The sequence below is a fragment of the Pseudomonas brassicacearum genome (assembly GCF_003732175.1).
GTDB classification, from domain to species: domain Bacteria; phylum Pseudomonadota; class Gammaproteobacteria; order Pseudomonadales; family Pseudomonadaceae; genus Aquipseudomonas; species Aquipseudomonas brassicacearum_G.
This window is the reverse complement of record NZ_MOBI01000023.1, coordinates 211,794-233,341: the sequence shown is the minus strand read 5'-3', so window position 1 is coordinate 233,341 and position 21,548 is coordinate 211,794. Positions and strand designations below refer to the sequence as shown.

22 protein-coding genes are annotated in these 21,548 nt (G+C 58.1%); 11 read left to right on the top strand and 11 right to left on the bottom strand.

Annotated elements, in window-relative coordinates:
- Nucleotides 1-202 precede the first annotated feature (202 nt).
- Entirely contained in the window at nt 203-1,330 is a 1,128-nt protein-coding gene (locus BK658_RS22915; protein WP_123584298.1) for a glycerophosphodiester phosphodiesterase, read from the top strand.
- A gap of 199 nt (nt 1,331-1,529) precedes the next feature.
- A complete protein-coding gene (locus BK658_RS22910; RefSeq protein ID WP_123584297.1) occupies nt 1,530-1,850 on the top strand; it encodes a PepSY domain-containing protein in 321 nt (106 codons plus the stop codon).
- 79 nt (nt 1,851-1,929) lie between these two features.
- Here BK658_RS22910 and BK658_RS22905 read toward each other — a convergent pair whose 3' ends face one another.
- The 3 genes from BK658_RS22905 to BK658_RS22895 form a co-directional block, all read right to left on the bottom strand.
- Nucleotides 1,930-2,301 carry a hypothetical protein gene (locus BK658_RS22905; protein ID WP_123584296.1) on the bottom strand — a complete coding sequence of 124 codons (372 nt, stop codon included), beginning with the start codon at nt 2,299-2,301 and terminating at the stop codon, nt 1,930-1,932.
- A gap of 193 nt (nt 2,302-2,494) precedes the next feature.
- Nucleotides 2,495-2,944, bottom strand: a complete 450-nt coding sequence (locus tag BK658_RS22900) for a hypothetical protein (protein WP_123584295.1) — start codon at nt 2,942-2,944, stop codon at nt 2,495-2,497.
- Between the two features lie 112 nt (nt 2,945-3,056).
- Nucleotides 3,057-4,682, bottom strand: coding sequence for a methyl-accepting chemotaxis protein (locus BK658_RS22895; RefSeq protein WP_123584294.1), 1,626 nt, complete (start codon nt 4,680-4,682; stop codon nt 3,057-3,059).
- A gap of 278 nt (nt 4,683-4,960) precedes the next feature.
- Between BK658_RS22895 and BK658_RS22890 the strand changes: the two genes are divergently transcribed.
- From BK658_RS22890 to BK658_RS22875, 4 genes are all read left to right on the top strand, one after another.
- A complete protein-coding gene (locus BK658_RS22890; RefSeq protein WP_123584293.1) occupies nt 4,961-5,983 on the top strand; it encodes a transporter in 1,023 nt (340 codons plus the stop codon).
- A gap of 279 nt (nt 5,984-6,262) precedes the next feature.
- Nucleotides 6,263-7,879 (top strand): inorganic phosphate transporter, encoded by a 1,617-nt coding sequence (locus BK658_RS22885; RefSeq protein WP_123584292.1) that lies wholly within the window; start codon nt 6,263-6,265, stop codon nt 7,877-7,879.
- Nucleotides 7,880-8,087: 208 nt separating this feature from the next.
- Entirely contained in the window at nt 8,088-8,951 is an 864-nt protein-coding gene (locus tag BK658_RS22880) for a hypothetical protein (protein WP_123584291.1), read from the top strand.
- Complete coding sequence (locus BK658_RS22875) at nt 8,951-9,673, top strand: TylF/MycF/NovP-related O-methyltransferase (RefSeq protein WP_103314960.1); 723 nt, start codon at nt 8,951-8,953, stop codon at nt 9,671-9,673. The genes BK658_RS22880 and BK658_RS22875 overlap by 1 nt, the downstream gene beginning before the upstream one ends.
- Nucleotides 9,674-9,806: 133 nt before the next feature.
- Here the strand turns inward: BK658_RS22875 and BK658_RS22870 are convergent, their stop codons facing one another.
- Nucleotides 9,807-10,703 (bottom strand): LysR family transcriptional regulator, encoded by an 897-nt coding sequence (locus BK658_RS22870; protein ID WP_123584290.1) that lies wholly within the window; start codon nt 10,701-10,703, stop codon nt 9,807-9,809.
- A gap of 121 nt (nt 10,704-10,824) precedes the next feature.
- Here BK658_RS22870 and BK658_RS22865 point away from each other — a divergent pair, with 121 nt between their 5' ends.
- Nucleotides 10,825-11,583, top strand: coding sequence for an SDR family NAD(P)-dependent oxidoreductase (locus BK658_RS22865; protein ID WP_123584289.1), 759 nt, complete (start codon nt 10,825-10,827; stop codon nt 11,581-11,583).
- Nucleotides 11,584-11,629: 46 nt separating this feature from the next.
- Here BK658_RS22865 and BK658_RS22860 read toward each other — a convergent pair whose 3' ends face one another.
- Nucleotides 11,630-12,067 carry a multidrug/biocide efflux PACE transporter gene (locus tag BK658_RS22860; RefSeq protein ID WP_123584326.1) on the bottom strand — a complete coding sequence of 146 codons (438 nt, stop codon included), beginning with the start codon at nt 12,065-12,067 and terminating at the stop codon, nt 11,630-11,632.
- 89 nt (nt 12,068-12,156) lie between these two features.
- Between BK658_RS22860 and BK658_RS22855 the strand changes: the two genes are divergently transcribed.
- Entirely contained in the window at nt 12,157-13,011 is an 855-nt protein-coding gene (locus BK658_RS22855; RefSeq protein WP_123584288.1) for a LysR family transcriptional regulator, read from the top strand.
- 44 nt (nt 13,012-13,055) lie between these two features.
- Here BK658_RS22855 and BK658_RS22850 read toward each other — a convergent pair whose 3' ends face one another.
- Complete coding sequence (locus BK658_RS22850; protein WP_123584287.1) at nt 13,056-14,291, bottom strand: RNA polymerase sigma factor; 1,236 nt, start codon at nt 14,289-14,291, stop codon at nt 13,056-13,058.
- A gap of 19 nt (nt 14,292-14,310) precedes the next feature.
- Nucleotides 14,311-14,658, bottom strand: coding sequence for a YciI family protein (locus tag BK658_RS22845; RefSeq protein ID WP_123584286.1), 348 nt, complete (start codon nt 14,656-14,658; stop codon nt 14,311-14,313).
- 234 nt (nt 14,659-14,892) lie between these two features.
- Between BK658_RS22845 and BK658_RS22840 the strand changes: the two genes are divergently transcribed.
- The gene (locus tag BK658_RS22840; protein WP_123584285.1) at nt 14,893-15,378 is read left to right on the top strand and encodes a GNAT family N-acetyltransferase; all 486 of its coding nucleotides are present in this window, start codon (nt 14,893-14,895) and stop codon (nt 15,376-15,378) included.
- A 33-nt stretch (nt 15,379-15,411) separates the two neighbouring features.
- The gene (locus BK658_RS22835) at nt 15,412-16,017 is read left to right on the top strand and encodes a pyridoxamine 5'-phosphate oxidase family protein (protein WP_123584284.1); all 606 of its coding nucleotides are present in this window, start codon (nt 15,412-15,414) and stop codon (nt 16,015-16,017) included.
- Nucleotides 16,018-16,161: 144 nt separating this feature from the next.
- Here the strand turns inward: BK658_RS22835 and BK658_RS22830 are convergent, their stop codons facing one another.
- From BK658_RS22830 to BK658_RS22820, 3 genes are all read right to left on the bottom strand, one after another.
- Nucleotides 16,162-16,659 carry a GNAT family N-acetyltransferase gene (locus BK658_RS22830; RefSeq protein WP_123584283.1) on the bottom strand — a complete coding sequence of 166 codons (498 nt, stop codon included), beginning with the start codon at nt 16,657-16,659 and terminating at the stop codon, nt 16,162-16,164.
- Between the two features lie 324 nt (nt 16,660-16,983).
- Entirely contained in the window at nt 16,984-17,472 is a 489-nt protein-coding gene (locus tag BK658_RS22825; RefSeq protein WP_123584282.1) for a GyrI-like domain-containing protein, read from the bottom strand.
- Between the two features lie 66 nt (nt 17,473-17,538).
- Entirely contained in the window at nt 17,539-18,201 is a 663-nt protein-coding gene (locus BK658_RS22820) for a LysE family translocator (protein WP_123584281.1), read from the bottom strand.
- 229 nt (nt 18,202-18,430) lie between these two features.
- On the opposite strand from BK658_RS22820, the gene alaC reads away from it, so the two are divergent.
- Entirely contained in the window at nt 18,431-19,636 is a 1,206-nt protein-coding gene (gene alaC, locus BK658_RS22815) for an alanine transaminase (RefSeq protein ID WP_054593657.1), read from the top strand.
- A gap of 91 nt (nt 19,637-19,727) precedes the next feature.
- Here the strand turns inward: alaC and BK658_RS22810 are convergent, their stop codons facing one another.
- On the bottom strand, nt 19,728-21,416 hold the full coding sequence (locus BK658_RS22810; protein ID WP_123584280.1) for a glycosyl hydrolase family 18 protein: 1,689 nt from the start codon (nt 21,414-21,416) through the stop codon (nt 19,728-19,730).
- Nucleotides 21,417-21,548 lie beyond the last annotated feature (132 nt).

Below are 21,548 nucleotides of genomic sequence, written 5' to 3'. Positions count from 1 at the left end.
CGCAGAGGGCGGGATAACGGATGTTTCGGGATTTCCCTCTGGAGGGGAAATTGCCGAGGTGGATCGTACTGCAAAGGGCTGCACAAAAGCGCGGAAAAAACGCCCCTCACACACGATAATGTCGGTTTGGCGATAGCGCATCCGGCGCTCAATTGTTAAAAGATAGGTCTTTGAAATCGCTTCTTACGAAAGGACCTCGACAATGCCTGTTACCTACAGCAAAAGCGCCCTGTTGCTGAGTCTGATGCTCGGCCTTGGCCAGGCACAGGCCACCAGCCAGCAGAGCCCGACCGCTCTGGCCACCGCCACCGGGATCCCGCACCCGGCAGTGATCGCCCACCGTGGCGCCTCGTTCGATGCACCGGAATCCACTGCCGCCGCCTACAAACTGGCACGCGACCTGGGCGCCGATTACCTGGAAATGGACCTGCAACGCAGCAAGGACGGCGTGCTGTTTGCCTTGCATGACAACAACCTGCAACGCACCACCGACGTTGCTACCAGGTTTCCTGAACGCAAGGACAGCCCGGCCAATGCGTTCACCCTCGCCGAACTTAAAACCCTGGACGCCGGCAGCTGGTTCAACACCGCCCACCCGGATCGCGCACGCGCCAAGTACGCTGGCCTGAAAATCCTGACCCTGGACGAAATCATCGATATCGCCCAGGGCAACCCGCTGCACAAGCCAGGGCTTTACATCGAGACCAAAGAGCCAAAGCAGTTTCCCGGCATTGAGCGCGACCTCAAGGACAAGCTGCAGGACCGTGGCTGGTTGAGCCCGGCAGGTTCCACGCTGGCCAAAAGCGAGCTGACCGTCGGCCAGGGTAAAGGCAAAGTGATTCTGCAAACTTTCGAGAAGAGCAGCCTCGAACTACTGCAAAAAGAAATGCCGCAAGTGCCGAAGATTCTTCTGCTGTGGGTGGGCGAAGGCAGCATCGAGCCCAAGTCGAAGGTGACCTTCGTCGAATCCGGCGACAAGGATAAAGCCACTTACTACGCCAAACAGGAACCCAAGGACAAAGCCGAATTCGAGCAATGGGTCGACTATGCCAAGGCTCAGGGCGCCATCGGCACGGGCCCTTCGGCAGCGCTGACCAACGGCGGCGATCAAAGCTATTCGGACTTGGTGCAACCGTGGATGAACCAGTACACCCACGACAAAGGCATGTTGGTGCATGTCTACACCATCGACGATGCGGTGGATTACAAGAAGGTCATGGACGCCGGTGTCGATGGCATCTTCACCAACCGCGCCAGCGAACTGCTCAAGTACTACAAGCGCCCGGCCGCAAGCAGCGTTGCGCAGTTGCTTGAGAACAACGGTTTCTAGTTAGGAGCTGGCGCAACCTGCGATCTTTTGATCCCCTATACGATACGCAAAATCAAAAGATCGCAGCCTCCGGCAGCACCTACGCCGGTCAGCATTTTTGATCCTCAAGGATTGCATTGGGCTCAAGTGAATTTAAGGATGAATTAAGTTGCGCTGGTTAACCTGACGCCACTTAAACAGTTCACCCAAGGAATGACCCATGAAGACGTTGACTGCCCTGTTCACCGCCGCTGTCCTGACCCTGACTGCCGGTTTCGCCTTGGCCGATGTGCGCCCGGACCTGATCCCGGGTCTGCTCAAGGACGGCATTGTGATGGACATGCAGAAACTCAATCAGGCGGCGCTCGCTGAGCATCCTGGCAGCACGGCCGCAAACATCACCGACACCGAGCTGGAGCACAATGCCAAAACCAGTGTTTATGAGTACAAGGTTGAAATCCGCGACGCGAAGAACGTTGAGTGGGATGTGAAGCTGGACGCAAAAACCGGCAAAGTACTGAGCAACACGCAAGACAAGTAAATCGCCCCCAGGAAAAAGCCGCGTGACCTTCGGGTTTCGCGGCTTTTTTGCATTTTGAGCATGAGAGGGGTGGCCGGGTCTACCGTTGCGAGGCAAGGACTACTTCTGTTTCTTCTTCAGGGATGACCTTAAGCAATAGTACAAGTGAGTCAGAGGGGTTCCCGGTCTGATCGTCGATGATGGTGTATTTGACCGTGGCATCACCCGGAACAACATAAGCTTTCTCTATAAAAAAGCTGATGCCATTTTGCTCTTCAACTTTAGTGACCGTGTGAATAAACACACGCTTGTCATTCCAGTACACCAGCAGAATGTCTTCCGCATGATAGCCTTGGTCACCCTCCACTTGAGCGCACAGACCTGCTCCGGCAGACGGCACTGTGACTTGCCCATCGTAACCGGGCTCCGGTGTCATGCTTTCAATTTGCAACTTGCTAAGACTCAAAGACATGGGATCGCTCCTGACAGGAAAAGTAGCGCAGGCTGCGCTGACCGTTCCATACAATCCTCAGGGCACCACCCCGTCTACTGTCAGAACTAACAGGTAGGCGGTAAATCAAGGCCTTTTCTGCCCCTGAATCCGACCGGCGGCACGAGCCTCATGAGACAGGGACATCAAAGGCGCAGCCAAGCAGGCCGAAACATTACGCCGTTGTACTGACCAACGACCCCGACGTGCTGCTGCCTGACTCTTGCAGCGCTTGCGTCAACGCCGCCGTAGCGGTTTCCAATGAACCCGAGGTGGTTGCGATCTGCGATTGGGCGGCGGCGACTTTCGCTGCTTTGGCATCCGCACTTTCCTGACTGGCCTGAGCGGCCTGCAGTTGTTGCTGTTGCTCCTGCAATTGCTTTTGCAATTCGGCGATCTGTTTGCGCAGCTCTTTTACCGTATCCGACTCACTGCTACTGCTGCTCGAACTGCTGCCGCCCGACGCGGATGCACCACCGGCCGCGACTTTGCCACTGCCGGTGGTCGAACTGCCCGTCGTGGTTGTGCTTTGCGTGGTGTCGGTTTCGGTGCTGCCGCTGATGACAGTCTTGCTGGTGGTAGTGGACAGAGTCTGATTGATCGAGACCGATGTGAGGCTGACCATGGGTGTTTCCTTCGATGAGGTTAGGGATAACCGAATCATCGACGTGCAACACCCACACTTGAGATCAATCGTGTACCGACACGGTTAGCGTGCCGATACACATTTCAGCGGGCTAGGCGCCGAGGCGCGCCGTCACCGCGTTCAATTGCCCCGACAAACCGTGCAGGTTGTTGCTCGCCGCTTCCGTGCGCTGCACGTTGTCCAGGTTGGTACTGGCGATGCTGGTGATCTCGGTCAGATTGCGCGAAATGTCTTCGGCCACCGAGGTCTGTTCTTCAGCAGCGGTGGCGATCTGGCGGTTCATGTCGCGAATCGCCTCCACCGACGCGGTAATGCGCTCGAGCATGGCCCCGGCCTGAGTGACCTGTTCAACGCTCTCCTCGCTGCGCGACTGGCCACTTTCAATGGCCTGCGCCGCGTCTACCGCACCGGTCTGCACGCTCTGGATGATCTGGTTGATTTCGATGATCGACGCTGCCGTGCGCTGGGCCAGGCTGCGCACTTCATCGGCCACCACGGCGAACCCGCGTCCGGCTTCACCGGCTCGAGCGGCTTCGATAGCGGCGTTCAATGCCAGCAAGTTGGTTTGCTCGGCGATGCCGCGAATCACTTCCAGCACCTTGCCGATGCGCCCGCTGTCGGTTTCCAGCTGGCGGATGACCGTCGCGGTATTGGCGATTTCGCCGCGCATCTGGGTGATGGTGTGAATCGTGCCCTGCATGACCTTCTCGCCCTGCTGCGCCGACTGATCGGCATCATCGGCGGCCCGTGCCGCGTCGGCTGCATGACGAGCGACTTCCTGAGCGGTGGCGGACATTTCGTTCATCGCCGTGGCGACTTGATCCGTGCGGTTGAACTGTTCGCTGGTGCCATGGGCCATCAAGGTCGCAATCGAGTTCAGCTCACCGCTGGCGCTGTCCAGATCCGAGGCGCTACGCTGCAAGCGGCTGAAGGTCTCGGCAAGGAAATCGCGCAACGTGTTCGCCGCCACCGCCAACTTGCCCAGCTCATCCTGACGATCACTCGTCACCCGCTCGGCAAAGCGGCCCTGGCTCAAGTGCGCGACGTATTCGATCAACTTGCGGATCGGTTCCACCAGATTGCGGTTGACCAGCCACAGGCTGAGCAAACCAATCAACAGGCCCGAAGCCAGCATCACCAGGATACCCAGCAACACCGTGCGATCGGCGCTGGCGCTGATCAGCGTCGATTGCTCCCGGCCCTGTTTACGCAACTCGTTGACCAGCTCGCTCATCTGCTCGCTCGTGGCGCGGTCCACGCCTTTGACCGCGTTATCACCTGCCGAAGGATCGGCACCGGCGGCCAGATAAGCCTCTCGACCTTTTTGATACGCGCCGCCAAGCACCCGGTGCGCATCACGCAGGCTTTCAAGGCGGGTTTTAAGTGAGGCATCGATGCCCGGTTGGCGGGTCAATTCACCGAGGATGTTCTGTACGTCGCCCTGACGGTCCTCGAACTGCTTCCAGTATTTGTCCAGCTCAGCCGGTTGCTTGCCGCGCAACAGGACGTTTTTCCATTCCTGAACCTGAGCCTTGAATTGCAGGTTGGCTTCGTCAATCAGTTGTGAGGTACGTAACGGGCCTTCGATGAGGTTGCGATAGTCCTGCACCCCGCTGGAGAGTAAGTGAAAACAGGCCAGGGCAATCAGCAACATCGCGATCAGACTGCCGCTCAGCAGTGCCAGGATTTGCGCTCGCAGGGATTTTTGCAAAAACATCGAGTGATACTCATGACAGGGATAAGGCTCGCATCGGTAGGGCATGCGAGATGTCCGGACCTCCCTGTCGACAACATGCGGGCCGGACACCAAAGTGCCTGAGCCAACGTAGCTGTCATCGGCATGCGCTACGGTTTCTTGACGCCGATCCGACCGCCGGTAGAAGTTCTATTACACACGCCACCAAACTGTCACAAAACCGTCAAGCAGCGTTGCCATGATGCCGCTCATGTGAGCCTGTGAAACGTACGACAGGCGCCTCCCTTCAGCGAGACTCCATGAACCACAGCATCGATCAACGCCACCGCGATTCTGACCTGTTCGGCCTGCTCTACGGTTTCAGTTTTCGCCCCGGCGAGCGCGGTCGCGAGATCGATTCGGCCAAGGCGCTGCAACTGCTGCAACAACCGGGCGCCGAGGACGAGTTCCTCTGGCTGCACCTGAACCTCGCCCACGCCGCGTGCGAGCGCTGGATGAAAGCGCACCTGGAGTTGCCGGAGGAATTTTTCGAAGCCTTGCATGAAGGCTCCCGCTCGACGCGCATCGAGCACGTCGATTCAGCGCTGCTGGCGGTGGTCAACGACGTGGTGTTCAACCTCAGCAGCATGGTCTCGTCAGACGTATCGACCCTTTGGGTCTGCGCCCGCAGTCGGTTGATCATCAGCGCACGCCTGCAACCCCTGCACTCGGTGGACAAGCTGCGCTCCTCGGTCAAGGCCGGCGAATGCTTTCGTTCGCCACTGGAACTGCTCGTGCATTTGCTGCGCGACCAGGGCGAAGTGCTGACGCAAATCGTGCGCAAGACCAGCCAAAGTGTCGACCAGATCGAAGACGAGTTGCTGTCATCGCGACTGTCCACCAACCGTGCCGAACTGGGCGCCAATCGTCGAGTGCTGGTGCGCTTGCAACGGCTGCTGGCACTGGAGCCGGGCTCGCTGCTGCGTCTGCTCAACCGTCCGCCGCAATGGTTGCAGAAAGACGACGTCAAGGAGCTGCGCAAATCCACCGAGGAGTTCGCGCTGATCATCAACGACCTCACGGCGCTGAGCGAGCGGATCAAGCTGTTGCAGGAAGAGATCGCCGCCAACCTCAACGAGCAAAGCAACCGAACGCTGTTCACCCTGACCGTGGTCACGGTGTTGGCGCTGCCGATCAACATCATTGCCGGTTTCTTCGGCATGAACGTCGGCGGGATACCCCTTGCCGGCGACCCGGAAGGGTTCTGGATTCTGGTGGCACTGGTCGCGACGTTCACGGTACTGGCCGGGCGCTGGGCCTTTCGCAAGCGGGTGGATTATTGATCCAGCTTTCCAGGATTCACAGACCCATTGTGGCGAGGGGGCTTGCCCCCGCTGGGTTGCGAAGCGACCCTGAAACCAGACACTGCGGCTCTTCAAATAGAACGCATTAGCCGGTTTTACGACTGCTTCGCACTCGAACGGGGGCAAGCCCCCTCGCCACAGGTTCTCAAGCGAATCAACAGTTCGGCAATTAACCAAACACTGACTCAAAGCAGTCTCGCTGTAACATTCGGCAACGATCATGACCGACACTCCTCCCTGACACAGGATTGTCCGGCCATGGCTACGCCTTCCTTGACTGCCATCCCCAAGGTCCCCGCCAGCAGTGCCAGCCCGCAACTCGATAAAAAACCCGGCGTATTGACCGTCGTGGTGTTTTTCGCAGTGCTGGCCATGGGGCTGCTGTTCACCGCCTACAGCCTGATACACGACATGCATGACCTCGGCACCACGGTGACCACCTGGACGCCGTTTCTGCTGCTGGGTGTGGCGCTGTTGATTGCCTTGGGTTTTGAGTTCGTCAACGGCTTCCACGACACCGCCAACGCCGTGGCAACGGTGATTTACACCCATTCGCTCCCCGCGCATTTTGCGGTCGTCTGGTCGGGGTTCTTCAACTTCCTCGGGGTGCTACTGTCCAGTGGCGCCGTAGCCTTCGGCATCATCGCCTTGCTGCCGGTGGAGCTGATTCTGCAAGTCGGTTCATCCGCCGGCTTCGCGATGATCTTCGCCCTGCTGATCGCGGCGATCCTGTGGAACCTCGGCACGTGGTGGCTGGGTTTGCCGGCCTCGTCATCTCACACCTTGATCGGCTCGATCATCGGGGTCGGCGTCGCCAATGCGCTGATGCACGGACGCGACGGCACCAGTGGTATCGACTGGGCGCAAGCCACCAAGGTCGGTTACGCGTTGCTGCTGTCGCCGCTGATCGGCTTCGCATTTGCCGCGCTGTTGCTGCTGGCGTTGCGCATCTTCGTCAAACATCGCGCGCTGTACAAAGCACCGAAAGGCAACACACCACCACCGTGGTGGATACGCGGGATGTTGATTCTGACCTGCACTGGTGTGTCCTTCGCCCACGGCTCCAACGATGGCCAAAAAGGCATGGGCCTGATCATGCTGATTCTGGTCGGCACCCTGCCGATGGCCTATGCGCTGAACCGCACCATGCCGGCCGACCAGGCGTTGCAATTCGCCGCAGTGGCCGAAGTGACCCAGCAAGCGTTGGTCAAAAGTGCTCCGCAACCGGCCCCGACCGACCCGCGTCCGGTGCTGTCCGCGTACGTGCGCAGCAAGGAAGCGACACCGCAACTGATCCCCGCCCTCGCCGCCCTGGCGGGCAACATCGGCAACGAAGTGAAAGGTTACGGATCGCTCTCCAAAGTCCCGGCGCAAGCCATGGGCAACGTGCGTAACGACATGTACCTGACCAGCGAAACCATTCGCCTGATGGACAAGAACAAAGTCGGTGACTTCGATGCCGACACCACAGGCAAACTGCAATTGTTCAAACAGCAGATCGACAACGCCACGCGCTTCATCCCGCTGTGGGTGAAAATCGCCGTGGCGATTGCTCTGGGCCTGGGCACCATGGTCGGCTGGAAGCGCATTGTGGTCACGGTCGGTGAAAAGATCGGCAAGACCCACCTGACTTACGCCCAGGGCGCCTCGGCAGAGACCGTGGCCATGCTGACCATCGGTGCGGCGGACATGTTCGGTTTGCCGGTGTCGACCACTCATGTGCTGTCCAGCGGCGTAGCCGGGACCATGGTGGCCAACGGCGGTGGCTTGCAGATGAAGACCATCCGCAACCTGTTGATGGCCTGGGTACTGACCTTGCCGGCGGCGATAATATTGTCAGGGAGTTTGTACTGGTTGTTCACGCGACTGTTCTGAACCCGACAACGCGTAAAAAGCTCCCGGACCGGGCAATCGGTTCGGGAGTTTTTTATAAGAGCCATCAGCGCCGCGCTCACTCGACAGGCATTTCGTCGCAAAATCATTGGATTAAGCACTTATTGGTTCTGCACCCGCAGGATCGGGCTTCAGTTTGTTACCTTGGTGCCGACTCTTAAGAGACCCGATGCATTCAGGAGGGGGAACCGTGAATCTGTACATCAATCAGCTTCAGAAGAAAGCTGACTTCAAAAGCGCCATCTACGCTGGCGATATCTTCCTGAACACCCAGCTCAATGCAGCAAAGGAACTCTGTGCTTTTGCTCAGGAAAGCATCACCGCCGCATTTGACGGCGAGACTGACCACCAGGCCCTGCACCGCCTGATGCCGGTGGAAGAGTTCGTGGTGCTGGTAACCCGCCTCAAAGGCCAGTTCACCAATAGCCTGCGGGCCAAAGAGTTGATCCGCGGTTTCACCGAAGAAATCGGTGCGGCCCCCGAAGAGTTCATCTTCGACGTGCCGCGCATTCGTGTTGTGCCCAACTACGATTACCTGCACGCCGGCGTCAGCTACGCCTACAAACCCCATCGCGACACCTGGTACGGTGGCGTCGACTGCCAGATCAACACCTGGATGCCGGTCTATACGATCCAGCCGGACCAGACCATGATGATCAACCCGGCGTACTTCAATAAGCCGGTGAAAAACACGTCGGCGCAGTGGAGCCTATCCGACTGGATCGGCGTACAACGCCAACGCGCCAAGGACAACGTCAAGGAAGAAGCCCGTCAGCACCCGGTGCCGACCGAGGACATCGACGCAGCGTCCGAGATCCGCATCGCCGGCAACACCGCCGAAATGCTGATTTTCTCGGGTTCACACCTGCACGGCACGGTTCCCAATTACACCGAACAAACCCGCTTCAGTGTGGATTTCCGCCTGATGCACCTAGACGACCTGAAGCACAAGCGCGGCGCGATCAACGTCGACAGCGCGTGCCCGGATGTCGGCGCCGGCTTCAAAGACTATTTCCACGCCCACGACTTCTCGAATTTCCAAGGAATCCAATAATGACCAAGCGTCGCATTACGCCTGCCGAGGCCCAATACAACGAAACCCGCGCTGGCGTTCTCAAGCGGGTCGACGCCGAATACGTGGCCGATGCCCCTTACGTGTTCGCCAACCGCATCGGCGTGACCGCTGCGTTGTCGCGTATGGAGCTGTTCAAGAAGGTCGCCGAAATCCCCGGCGCGATCATCGAGTGCGGCGTGTACAAGGGCAACTCGCTGATGCTTTACATGCACCTGTCGATGATCCTGGAACCCTACGCGATCAACCGCTCGATCGTTGGCTTCGACACCTTCGAAGGCTTCCAGAGCATCAACAAGGACGAAGACCCGGCCGACGTCAACGAGACCATGTTCTCCGACACCGACCAGTCGCTGATCCAGGACATGATCGACGCCAACGACCTGCTGCGTCCGGTCAACCGCATCCCGCGTTGCGAACTGGTCAAGGGCGATATCTGCAAGACCGCGCCTGAATGGGTCAAGACCCGTCCGGACCTGGTCGTGGCGATGCTGATCCTCGACACCGACCTGTATGAGTCGACCAAAGTCGCGCTGGAAACCTTCCTGCCGTACATGCCAAAAGGCGCCATCGTGGTATTGGACGAAGTCGCTTATCGCAACTTCCCGGGCGAAACCAAAGCCCTGCGCGAAGTGTTCGACCTAAACAAGATCGAACTCAAGCGCCTGCCGTTCGACTCCTGCGTGGGTTACTTCCACATCTGATGCATAACCCCCTGTGGGAGCGAGCCTGCTCGCGATGAGGCCATAACATCCGACATCTATGTCGACTGTTCTGCCGCCATCGTCGGATCGCCGCCCGGAGCAAGCTCGCTCCCACAGGAGGATTTGTCGTGCTTCAGGCCAAGGGCTGGATCACCTGCCCCAGCCAGTCCATGAATGCCCGCACGCGTAATGGCAAATGTCGTTGCCGGGCATAGAGCAGCGAAACCTCCATCGACGGTGCGTTGAACTGCGGCAAGACGGCCACCAATTCACCGCTGATCAGGTACGACTGCATCCCCATCAGCGGCGCCTGGATCAACCCGAAACCACCCAGACACGCGGACTCGTAAGCGTCGGTATTATTGACCGTCACACTGCCGGTCATCGGCATTCGATGCAGCGTGCCCTCCTCCTCGTACACAAAACCTTCCGAGCGTGCGCCCAGTACGCCGACGTAATGAACCAGCCGATGTTGCACCAGGTCTTCGAGACGCTGCGGCACACCATAGCGCTGCAGATAGGCAGGGCTGGCGCAGTTGACCATGGCAAAGTCGCACACGTGACGAGCGACCACCGATTGATCCGGTTGCGCACCGACCCGCAGCACGCAATCAAATCCTTCGCCGAGCAAATCGACCCGGCGGTCGGTGCTGCTGATTTCCAGTTCCAGATGAGGGTGCCGGGCCATGAATTCCGGCAGTCGCGGCATCACCACCTGACGGGCCAGAATGCTCGGCATATCGATGCGAATCCGCCCGGTCAGCGAGGCTTCGTCCTGGCGAAACAGCCCTTCGATTTCATCCATGTGCGACAGCAAATCCTTGCTCCGCTCGTACAACACCAGACCGTCCTGGGTTGCCTGAACCTTGCGCGTGGTGCGTTGCAGCAGGCGTGTACCGAGCAGGGTTTCCAGGGCCTGGACGTGTTCGGAAACCGTAGAACGGGGCAAGCCGAGGCTTTCGCCTGCGAGGGTGAAACTCGACATTTCGCTGACCCGGACGAAGGTGCGCAACAGTTCCAGCTTGTTCATGGGGCAAACTCTTTATTGTTCGAAAATTCCGACCAGTGATTCCGATTACAGCCTGTTTATCACCGTAAGGCGGATAAATAAACTTTCTCCCATCATCACTCACTGCTCTGGAGAACGTCCCATGAACCGCAAAATCGCATTGATCACCGGCGCCAGCCGTGGCCTTGGCAAAAGCACCGCCCTGCATCTGGTGACTCAGGGCATCGACATTATCGGCACCTACAACAGCCGCGCCGACGAAGCCCAGGCGCTAGTCGCACAGATCGAAAGCCTTGGCGGTCGCGCCGCCATGCTGCAACTCGACGTGGGCCGGAGTGAAGGTTTCGGCGCGTTCGCCGCAGAGGTCGGGAAGGTCCTGAAAAACCACTTCGATCGCCAGCACTTCGACTTTCTGATCAATAACGCCGGGGTCGGCGTGCATGCGAACTTCGCCGACACCACCGTCGCGCAGTTCGATCTGCTAATGAACATTCACCTGAAGGGGCCGTTTTTCCTTACCCAGAACCTGCTGCCGCTGCTGAATGACGGTGGCCGGATCATCAATATTTCCAGCGGCCTGACCCGCTTCAGCCTGCCAGGTTACGGCGCCTATGCCGCGATGAAAGGGGCGATGGAAGTGCTGACGCGCTACCAGGCCAAGGAACTCGGCGCGCGGAACATTGCGGTGAATATCCTGGCACCGGGCGCTATCGAAACCGACTTCGGCGGGGGTGCGGTGCGCGATAACGCGGACATCAATCAACTGGTGGCCAGCAATACGGCGCTGGGTCGCGCCGGCAAACCCGACGACATTGGCGCCGCCATTGCGCTGCTGCTGGCGCCGGGCAGTCAGTGGATCAACGGCCAGCGGGTCGAAGCGTCGGGCGGGATGTTTTTGTAATCAGGATCAAAAGATCGTCCGAACCACGTTCGGACGATCTTTGCTTCTATCCTTCACAAGCGTTACGTATCACCAGTCGCTCACGCACCACGTCATACGCCCAGTGGTAGAGGTAGGTGTACGGCAAAAAGAACAGCAACACACCGATGTCCAGAATCAACGCCTGCAACAGGCTGACATTCAGCCACCAGGCAATCAGCGGCACACTGACTGCCACCAGACCACCTTCAAACAGCAAGGCGTGCAAGACTCGGGTTGCGGCACTGGGGGCAAGCGCCAGACGCTTGAGCAGACGGTCGAACAGACCGTTGAACAACACGTTCCAGGCCAAGGCGATCAGACCGATGGCAATCGTCACGGCACCCATCTCGACCATCGGCTTGCCCATCAGCCACGCCAGCAACGGTGTACACAGCATGACCGCCAGCAGCTCGAAACCAATGGCCTGAAGAACACGCTCGGTAAAGGATTTGTTGGTGCTCATCATCAAGCTCCCTGGGTGAATGTGGTTGCCATCATCCATCCCCACTCCGATACTTCATAACCAGTAACCATCGATCAAGGCGATAGTTCATGGCCTCACATGAAGTGTTATTGGCGTTCGTCCAGGCAGCGACCCAAGGCTCGTTTTCTGCAGCGGCGCGCAAACTCGGCAAGAGCCAGTCAACCATTAGCGCGGCGGTCGCCAGCCTGGAAATCGACCTGAACGTGACACTGTTCGATCGCAGCAGCCGCAAGCCCAGCCTGACCTCGGCCGGGCATGTCATGCTGCAACGCGCCGAAGACATTCTGGCCGCCACCAGCCGTCTGGAAATGACCGCTGCCCAGCTGTCCCAAGGTGTTGAGGCGAAGCTGACGGTGGCGATTTCCGACACCTACCAGTCCGATCGCTTTGAAGCCGCGTTGAGTGACTTCGAACAGCGCTACCCGGACCTGGAACTCGAATGCCTGATTGCCGAGTGCGACGACTTGATCGCCCTGGTTCAACGCGGGCGCGCGCATATTGCCTTCGCCGAAATGCAGTCCGACTACCCGGCCGACCTGAACAGCGCGACGGTCGACGAGCGCACGGAAATTGCCTTGTTCGTGTCGACCGAACATCCGCTGGCGGCGCTGCAAAACGTCGACAAGGAAACGTTACAGCAGCACCGTGAATTGCGCCTGGCAACCATCATCAATCCCTACGAAACCCGAGCCCAAGGCCGGGTCTGGTCGGCGCCCAGTTATCTGATGCTGCTGGAAATGGCCCAAGGCGGATTTGGTTGGGCGCCCTTGCCGCGCTGGTTGGTCGGGCGTTTTGGAGCGGGCTCGTTGCAGGAACTCAAGGTCCGCGGCTGGCCAAAACCGGTGTCGGTCGATGCCCTTTGGTCCCGCCTGCATCCGCCAGGACCGGCGGGAAGCTGGTTGCTGGCGAAGATGCTGGAGTGATCAAAAAATCACAGCCCCCTCCCCCGTAGGAGGGGTCGCGGCAATCACTTGAGCTCACTCAACCGCCGCTCGATAAACCGTCGCTCCGGCGCTTGCCGAGTCAATTCAAGGGCGCGCAAATAAGCCGCCCTCGCCTCTTCAACACGTCCCAGTTGCCGACAGAACTCGGCGCGCGCCGAATGGGCCAGATGATAGTCAAGCAGCTCGCCTCGCTGCAGAATCCCTTCGACCAGCGTCAACCCCGCCTGCGGCCCATCGCGGCGGGACAGCGCCGCTGCACGATTGAGTTCAATCACCGGCGAAGGCTGCACTCGCAGCAACACGTCATACAGCCCGACAATTTGCGGCCAGTCGGTTTGCTCGGCCGTTGCGGCTTCGGCATGCACCGCCGAGATTGCTGCTTGCAGGCAATAAGGTCCAAAGCCACGCGTGCTCAACGCGCGCTCGATCAAGGCAGACCCTTCGGCGATCATCTGGGCATTCCATAGCGAACGATCCTGCTCATCGAGCACGATCAACTCACCCGACGCCGAGGTTCTGGCCGGGCGTCGCGATTCATTGAGCAGCATCAGCGCCAACAGTCCCATCACTTCGGCCTCCGGCAACAGTTCCATCAGCAAGCGGCCGAGACGGATCGCTTCACGGGTCAGGTCTTCGCGGGTCAGCTCGCTGCCGACCGACGCCGAATACCCTTCGTTGAACACCAGGTAAATCACCCGCAATACGCTGTCGAGGCGCTCGGGTAATTCGGCAACGGAAGGCACTTGATAAGGGATTTTCGCGTCACGGATTTTGCTTTTTGCACGCACGATGCGCTGAGCGATGGTGGACGGTGCAACGAGAAAGGCCCGGGCGATTTCCTCAGTGGTCAGGTCGCAGACTTCGCGCAGCGTCAACGGCACCTGCGCATCCGCCGCCAGGGCCGGGTGGCAGCAGGTGAAGATCAGCCGCAAGCGATCGTCTTCCACATCCTCAGCACTCCAGTCGGTCTCTTCGAGCTCTTCCAGCTGTGCCACCAATGCCGCTTGGGAGGCCGCAAATCGCGCCCGACGACGCAAACCGTCAATGGCCTTGAAACGCCCGGTCGACACCAGCCAGGCGCGTGGATTATCGGGCACGCCATCGCGCTGCCAGCGTTCAACCGCGACAAAGAAGGCTTCATGCAAAGCCTCTTCGGCGAGGTCGAAATCCCCCAGCAAGCGAATCAACGTGGCGAGGATGCGCCGCGATTCGTTGCGATAAACCGCCTCGACCAGCGCCTTGACCGACTCGCCCGGCATCAGTTTGCCATGCCTGTGATCACCCTAGGTTCAACTCACGAACGGGCCGTACTTCAACGCTGCCGACCCGGGCTGCCGGGATGTCGCCGGCGACCTGAATGGCCTCGTTCAGGTCCTTCGCATCGATCAGGTAGAAGCCGGCGAGTTGCTCCTTGGTTTCGGCGAACGGGCCGTCGGTGATCGACAACTTGCCACCGCGCATACGCACCGTGGTGGCGGTCTGAACGGATTCCAGCGCCTCGGCGGCGAGCATCCGGCCGCTGCCTTGAACCGACTCGGCATACGCCACGCATTCGGCGTCCTGGGGGCTATCGGGCGAGCTGTGCAGGAGCTGTTCGTCGCTGTAGACCAGACATAGGTATTTCATAAGACTCTCCGTCATCAGGCTGATCAACTATGGCTGCAGATTGAGCATTTGGCGAAAATCCCGACGATCAGGGTGGCCGTTTGAACAGCGCCTGAACATCAGTGGGCTTTTTGTGTGAAGCCACCCTTAGTCGTCTGGCAAAAGACCAAATCGACCGCTCAAATAAAATAAATGTCGAACAGGCAAACTGGCTAAAATCCGCACTTCACCTTTGTCGGACTACGGACACCGCCAGTGACCACCCAACTCGTTCCCTACGAACAGCTGACACCCGCACAGCGCCAGCAACTGGAAGCCATTGAGATCCCTGACCGGCAGAAGCAATTCTCCGGCGATATCGACATGGCCCTGCACACTTTGTTGTCAGCACCGCGTGACGGCATCAAGGGCTTTGCCCTGCTCGTCGACGAGATTCCGGTAGCGTTCCTGCTGCTCAAGCGACCGCCTTTCCTGCCGCACTGGGCCCATGAAGACACCGCGACCCTGCATGCGCTACAGGTCGATCACCGCCACCAGGGCAAGGGTTATGGCAGCGCACTCCTGCAGGCCCTGCCACTCGCTGCGCGTCAGGCCTGGCCAGAAATCAAGGGGCTGGAGCTGTCGGTGGATGCGCACAATGAATCGGCGCTCGGGCTCTATCTCAAGCAAGGCTGGGTCGACAGCGGCAACGCCTACAAAGGCCGGATCGGTTATGAGCGGCGCATGGCCCTGGCGTTCTGAACGCCCGATACCCCTTCATGGATGAAGTGAACAATGCTGACCACTGTCGAACAACTTGAAGCGATTTACGGCCGTCCTCACGACCGCGCCGTGCGCAAGGAAATCCCCTTTCTCAACCTTGATTACCAGGCGATGGTGCGCGCCTCGCCGCTGGTTATCCTAAGCTCGGTCGGCCCTGACGGCATGGACGGCTCACCTCGTGGCGATACGCCGGGTTTCGTACGGATTATCGATGAGCGAACCCTGGCGATTCCCGACCGTCCGGGTAATAACCGCATCGACACCTTGCGCAATATCGTCCTCGATTCGCGGATCTCGTTACTGTTCATCATTCCGGGGATTGGCGAGACATTGCGGGTCAATGGCCGCGCGCGGATCAGCGCCGAGCCCGCTCTGCTGGAAAGCTTTGCGGTGAACGGAAAACCGGCGCGCACGGTGATTCTGGTGGAGGTCGAAGCCGCCTATTTCCACTGTTCCAAGGCTATCGTCCGCTCGGATTTGTGGAACCCGGAAAAGTACCTGGACCGCTCAGCCCTGCCCACCGCAGGCGCCTTTCACAAGCGCCTGAATGACGGCCAGTTCGATGCCGAGGCGTACGATCGGGAAGCGCCTGTTCGGGCACTGGACAGTCTTTACTGACCGATACGACGACACCCTCATGTGGGAGCGAGCCTGCTCGCGATAGGGATCTGACAATCGGCATCTACATTGAATGTAAGGGCCTCATTGCGAGCAGGCTCGCTCCCACATTGGATCTCCATCATCCTGACAGAATCTTGTTTGTTACAGATCCAGCGCCATTTCATGCCAGGCCATGCCGCCGTGGTCGGATGCGGATACGTTGAGGTAGGCGAAACCAAACCCGGCATACAGCGGTATGTGCCGTTCCTTGCACATCAGGTTGATGCGGGTTTTGCCCAAATCACGCATGCGGACAATGAACTCGGTCATCAAGCGCTTCGCCAATCCCAGCCCTTGAAAGTCCGGGTGTACCACCACCGACATGATCACCACCTGCGGGCCATCCGGGTCATGGCCGATCATTTCCTTGAAGGCTTCATCCGCCATTTCTACCTGATACGCCGCCCCCGAATTGATAAACCCGGCGACGACACCGTCGACCTCGGCCACGATAAAACCTTGCGGCCAGGTGGCGATGCGCGTGGCGATTTTCTCGCGAGTGGCCGCTTCATCACCTTCATAGGCTTGGGTTTCGATGGCGAAACAGCGATCAAGATCAGCCGGCGTGACCTGGCGAATGACAGTCGAGGATGAGTTCATGGCGTGACCCGGTCAGCGAAAAAGAGGGTGCGAATCATAAATTAATAAGGTCTGCATATCGATCATCTGCACGCCCGTAAAACCTTCGTATAGCGGCTTTCTTTCGCGCAAGGTTCGGGCTATTGCTTGTCCCTGTCTTTCGCCATGAAGAGGGAAACTCACCATGAGTAGCGTTCAGGTCGGTCTTCTTATGCTGTTCACCATCAGTGCTTTTGGCTTTATCACGCTGACGATCGACGTGTTGCGAGCGCGGCGAATCAGCAAAGACAAATAGGGCAGATGCCGAGTGGCGGCGGCGCTTGAGTGCGCCGCCTCTCAACCCGCTCAGGCAGTTTTGAGCGGTACCCAGATTTCCAGCACACCGGTATTGAGTTTCGGATTGAAGTCGTCGCTGTAGCGCTCGAACTCCGGGGCATCGGCGGCCTCATGACCTGACTGCGGCAACCAGGTTTTCCAGATGTACTGAAAGGTTTGCGGCAGGGTGTCCAACGCACCTTCGTGCTTGAACACCGCATAGTGCTGAGGTTGTATTTCGATCCAGCGGTAGAGTTCTGGCAGGTCATCGAGCTTGCTGATTTCGACACCCGCGATGTACTCAAATCCACCTTTACCGTCCGGGTTGCAGCAGACGCCGTAGGTTACTTCCCCGATCTGCCCTGGAACGTTACCGATGTGCGGTACGAATTTATCCCAGAGCTTGGGAATACCTTCGGTGGTGTCCTCGCTAAACCGCCCGCCAAGTCCGGCGATCAGCATAAAATGCCCCGTTTCGAAGCGCGGTCCAGCGTCCACGCCGTTTTTTGGATCATCCATGAATCAACTCCTGCAACTGAAGGTGGGTTCGGCTACAAGTATAGAAGCCAAACCGGATTCCCCCAGTCAAAGGCCCGGAAGTTCTGCAACAGCCGCCGGGACGATAAATTCCTGATAACCAGAAACAATCACGTAGACTGCGAAATAACAGAAGATCGCTGCAGATGCCATATAGGAATAGCGCAGCAGCTTGTCCCCCAAGAACTTGCCGCCCTGGGTCGCCGCCAGGCACAGGGCAACGCACCAGAGCAGCCCGGCGCAAAAGAACCCCGCCAGAAACAGTGCAGCATTGCTCAGGCTACCGCCCCCGGAACGGGCAATCAGCGTACCGCCGACGGCGGCGAACCAGAGAATCGCGCTGGGCGACGACATTGCCAGAAAAATCCCACGGAAAAACTCCCGCCGATGGGAGCCGGCACTGACCTCACCCGCCTCCGCCAACACGGCGCTGTGATAAATGGCCGAATAAATCATCTTCGCCGCGAAGTACAGCAGCAACGCCGAACCACCGACCCACAACACCCAGCGCACCGCCGAATACTGCAACAGCACCGTCATGCCCGCCAGCGCCAACACGGCGTATACCAAGTCGCCGACACAGGTGCCTAGCCCCAGCGCAAAACCCTGAAAATACCCGCGTTGCATGGCCAGTGTGATCATCGCAATGTTGGCCACGCCGATGTCCAGGCACAGCGAAAGGCTCAATAAAAAGCCGCTGGAAAACTCCATTTTTCATCTCGTTCAAAAGTGGTAGTTGAGTAAGTGCCAACGTTTGCAAGAAGCATGCGCGCACTGGCTGATAGCGAAAACTTGCGCGTGCGATCAACCGTGTCATGGAAAATAGTTGAGTCTCGCCACTGGACAATCGGCCACCGGCGCCCTTATCTTCCGCCACAGGCCACCGCAGTGGCCAGCGTCGCTCGGACGGTTCCGGGCGCTTACGTTATTCGAGGCAACAATGGCCGAACAAGGTTCGCCGCGCCGCTTTGCGCGCATAGATCGACTCCCCCCTTACGTATTCAATATCACTGCCGAGCTGAAGATGGCCGCCCGTCGTCGTGGCGAAGACATCATCGACTTGAGCATGGGCAACCCTGACGGCCCGACTCCACCGCACATCGTCGAAAAACTGGTGACCGTTGCCCAGCGCGAAGACACCCACGGCTACTCCACCTCCAAGGGTATTCCGCGTCTGCGCCGGGCGATTTCCAATTGGTACAAGGATCGCTACCAGGTCGACATCGACCCGGAAAGCGAAGCCATCGTCACCATTGGCTCCAAGGAAGGCCTGGCACATTTGATGCTCGCCACCCTCGACCAAGGCGACACGGTGTTGGTGCCCAACCCGAGCTACCCGATCCACATCTACGGCGCGGTGATTGCCGGCGCCCAAGTGCGCTCGGTGCCGCTGATCCCCGGCGTGGACTTTTTCGCCGAGCTGGAACGGGCCATTCGCGGCTCGATTCCGAAGCCGAAAATGATGATTCTCGGCTTCCCGTCCAACCCTACCGCGCAGTGCGTCGAACTGGATTTCTTCGAGCGGGTGATCGCCCTCGCCAAGCAGTACGACGTGCTGGTGGTGCATGACCTGGCCTACGCCGACATTGTCTACGACGGCTGGAAAGCCCCGTCGATCATGCAGGTGCCGGGCGCCAAGGACATCGCGGTGGAGTTTTTCACCCTGTCCAAGAGCTACAACATGGCCGGCTGGCGGATCGGTTTCATGGTCGGCAACCCGGAACTGGTCAACGCCCTGGCACGGATCAAGAGCTACCACGACTACGGCACCTTCACCCCGCTGCAAGTGGCCGCCATTGCTGCGCTGGAAGGTGATCAACAGTGCGTCAAAGACATCGCCGAACAATACCGGCAACGTCGTAACGTGCTGGTCAAAGGCCTGCATGAACTGGGCTGGATGGTCGAAAACCCGAAAGCCTCGATGTACGTCTGGGCCAAGATCCCTGAAGCCTACGCGCACCTGGGTTCGCTGGAGTTCGCCAAGAAACTGCTGGCCGAAGCCAAGGTCTGTGTCTCGCCGGGCGTGGGCTTTGGTGAATACGGGGATGATCATGTGCGCTTTGCACTGATCGAAAACCAGGACCGGATTCGTCAGGCGGTGCGTGGGATTCGCGGGATGTTCAGGGCGGATGCGGCGGCGGGTTGATTTCGCGGATTACTGAACGGAAAACAAAATGCCCCTGTGAGTGTATTGCGCTCACAGGGGCATTTTCGTATCGGGAAGTTGATCGTTAGCGTTATGGCTGTAACGTAGTCGCGCCTTCGTAGTAGAAAGACTTCATGTCGATAACCTCCTCCAGCAACGTACAGCCGACCCCTTCACGCGCAGCGTTGTTCATCAGACCTGGGTCATGATCAATCATCCAGCTGAATAGCCCCCCAAGGTTATGCTCAACCACGTATTCGCCTTTCAATTTTACGGTTCGAGGCGTATCCAGTGACATAAATACTTTGGTTGTTGGATTATAGAGAAAGTCTGCGTTTGCCTTTTTATCGGTATACAAGATAAAACGATTCAGCGGTTGACGCGCTTCCAGATCCAGATAGTGCTTCAAAACACCGGGCAACTCTGTAACACCGGCCTCAAAACAGCCTGGAGTCGTATTAGCTCCAGCACGCTGGCTATATGTTCCCACCAGTGGTGACACACTTGTTAATTCAGCTTGCTGAGCATTTCGACTGTAGTTGGCGTACCCGACATAAATCATTTTGGAGGGCACGCCAAGTCCCAATAGGTACTGCACCGCAGCATCAACAGAGTTCTCGTTAATATCATCGGGGTCACTGCGATATAGATTGCAATGGTGCTGAAGCTTTGTCGCCCAAGGCGTACCAAAAAAGTCATAACCCATGACGTTAACGCCATCGAGCCCCGCTTCAATAAGTGCTGGGATATTGGATTTGGCTAATTTGGCGGGGGCAGCAATCGATGCAATGCTTATTTTGACCGCGGGCAACCGGGCCTTCAACTCTCCTATCAATATGGCAAAGTAAGCCGCATCATCGTCATCGTAGGGATTACCCAACCAAGTATCACCCGCCCCAGGTTCATTACCACTCACCGCAGGGTATTCCCAATCGATATCGATGCTTTTGAACATGGGGAATGTTGTGAAAATAGTCGCAATCGAATCAATAAAAATCTTTCTTTTTGCAGGATCACGTTCTCGCGCGACGGCATAAAAGGCATGACTCATAGACCAGCCGCCAAGGCTCAGGGAAAGCTCCAGGTCAGGATTAGACTGATAAATTTGAAGCAAAGCCCCCAGCACACCTTGCGCTTTTTCAGGACGATAAAGATCTGAATAGTCTTCGCTGACATACCCTGGAAAATTGCAGTTGATATAGGCTGCTAGATCATTCCAGGGATCAATAAACCTCACATGCCCACCCCATTGTGTTTCTGCAGCCTCCAATTCAGCGTCCGTCGGCTCCCCGGGGATTGCTGGCGGACTAACAAGCCCCCAGAGGACTAGAGAGTTGTAGATCGGAATCCGATTAACGCCTTTGTCCCCCACAATGGCTAAAAAACCGAGAATCATTTTGTGAAAGGTCCCGGTTTTTCCCAAGAACCTCATCAAATTGGTTCCACGCCCTCCAGTGGCGTAGCTCGGGTCAGGTTGACCAGGTCCGTTGCCGTAACGGGCATCACCAATCAACCAATCACCCCCATAACCAAAACACTGAAAGCCATTGTCTGCGTACTTATTGAACGCATATTTTGTCGTACGATCTGGACCCGGGGCATAGGACAGCTGATCGTCTCGAGTGGCGGGATCAAAGTTGTTGAGGGCATAGGTTTTTTCGGCTGAGCCCGATCCCCATACAACACCGTTGACTAAAGTGCCCGGATCCGTCTCATTGACAAGCTTGCTCACTCTGACTTTTCGGTTTGCCTGCGATGCACCTGGTTCTTTGGTGGTCATGATGTTTTCTCCCTGCACGCGTAAATGAGTCAAAAGTTCATGAGCAACTTCTACGCGTGGCACGGCACAACGCCTACCTGTCAAAGTTGACAGTGCCGACGAATGGTATTCAGGGATTGGGAATGGCAAAAA

Excerpts from the sequence above, each read along its gene's own strand:
- BK658_RS22885 (WP_123584292.1), top strand. The coding sequence starts at position 6,263 with ATGGCTACGCCTTCCTTGACTGCCATCCCCAAGGTCCCCGCCAGCAGT.
- BK658_RS22865 (WP_123584289.1), top strand. The coding sequence starts at position 10,825 with ATGAACCGCAAAATCGCATTGATCACCGGCGCCAGCCGTGGCCTTGGC.
- BK658_RS22820 (WP_123584281.1), bottom strand. The coding sequence starts at position 18,201 with ATGGAGTTTTCCAGCGGCTTTTTATTGAGCCTTTCGCTGTGCCTGGAC.
- BK658_RS22910 (WP_123584297.1), top strand. The coding sequence starts at position 1,530 with ATGAAGACGTTGACTGCCCTGTTCACCGCCGCTGTCCTGACCCTGACT.
- BK658_RS22850 (WP_123584287.1), bottom strand. The coding sequence starts at position 14,291 with ATGCCGGGCGAGTCGGTCAAGGCGCTGGTCGAGGCGGTTTATCGCAAC.
- BK658_RS22915 (WP_123584298.1), top strand. The coding sequence starts at position 203 with ATGCCTGTTACCTACAGCAAAAGCGCCCTGTTGCTGAGTCTGATGCTC.
- BK658_RS22830 (WP_123584283.1), bottom strand. The coding sequence starts at position 16,659 with ATGAACTCATCCTCGACTGTCATTCGCCAGGTCACGCCGGCTGATCTT.
- BK658_RS22860 (WP_123584326.1), bottom strand. The coding sequence starts at position 12,067 with ATGAGCACCAACAAATCCTTTACCGAGCGTGTTCTTCAGGCCATTGGT.
- BK658_RS22905 (WP_123584296.1), bottom strand. The coding sequence starts at position 2,301 with ATGTCTTTGAGTCTTAGCAAGTTGCAAATTGAAAGCATGACACCGGAG.
- BK658_RS22810 (WP_123584280.1), bottom strand. The coding sequence starts at position 21,416 with ATGACCACCAAAGAACCAGGTGCATCGCAGGCAAACCGAAAAGTCAGA.
- BK658_RS22855 (WP_123584288.1), top strand. The coding sequence starts at position 12,157 with ATGGCCTCACATGAAGTGTTATTGGCGTTCGTCCAGGCAGCGACCCAA.
- BK658_RS22870 (WP_123584290.1), bottom strand. The coding sequence starts at position 10,703 with ATGAACAAGCTGGAACTGTTGCGCACCTTCGTCCGGGTCAGCGAAATG.
- BK658_RS22875 (WP_103314960.1), top strand. The coding sequence starts at position 8,951 with ATGACCAAGCGTCGCATTACGCCTGCCGAGGCCCAATACAACGAAACC.
- BK658_RS22825 (WP_123584282.1), bottom strand. The coding sequence starts at position 17,472 with ATGGATGATCCAAAAAACGGCGTGGACGCTGGACCGCGCTTCGAAACG.
- BK658_RS22890 (WP_123584293.1), top strand. The coding sequence starts at position 4,961 with ATGAACCACAGCATCGATCAACGCCACCGCGATTCTGACCTGTTCGGC.
- BK658_RS22835 (WP_123584284.1), top strand. The coding sequence starts at position 15,412 with ATGCTGACCACTGTCGAACAACTTGAAGCGATTTACGGCCGTCCTCAC.
- alaC (WP_054593657.1), top strand. The coding sequence starts at position 18,431 with ATGGCCGAACAAGGTTCGCCGCGCCGCTTTGCGCGCATAGATCGACTC.
- BK658_RS22845 (WP_123584286.1), bottom strand. The coding sequence starts at position 14,658 with ATGAAATACCTATGTCTGGTCTACAGCGACGAACAGCTCCTGCACAGC.
- BK658_RS22900 (WP_123584295.1), bottom strand. The coding sequence starts at position 2,944 with ATGGTCAGCCTCACATCGGTCTCGATCAATCAGACTCTGTCCACTACC.
- BK658_RS22895 (WP_123584294.1), bottom strand. The coding sequence starts at position 4,682 with ATGTTTTTGCAAAAATCCCTGCGAGCGCAAATCCTGGCACTGCTGAGC.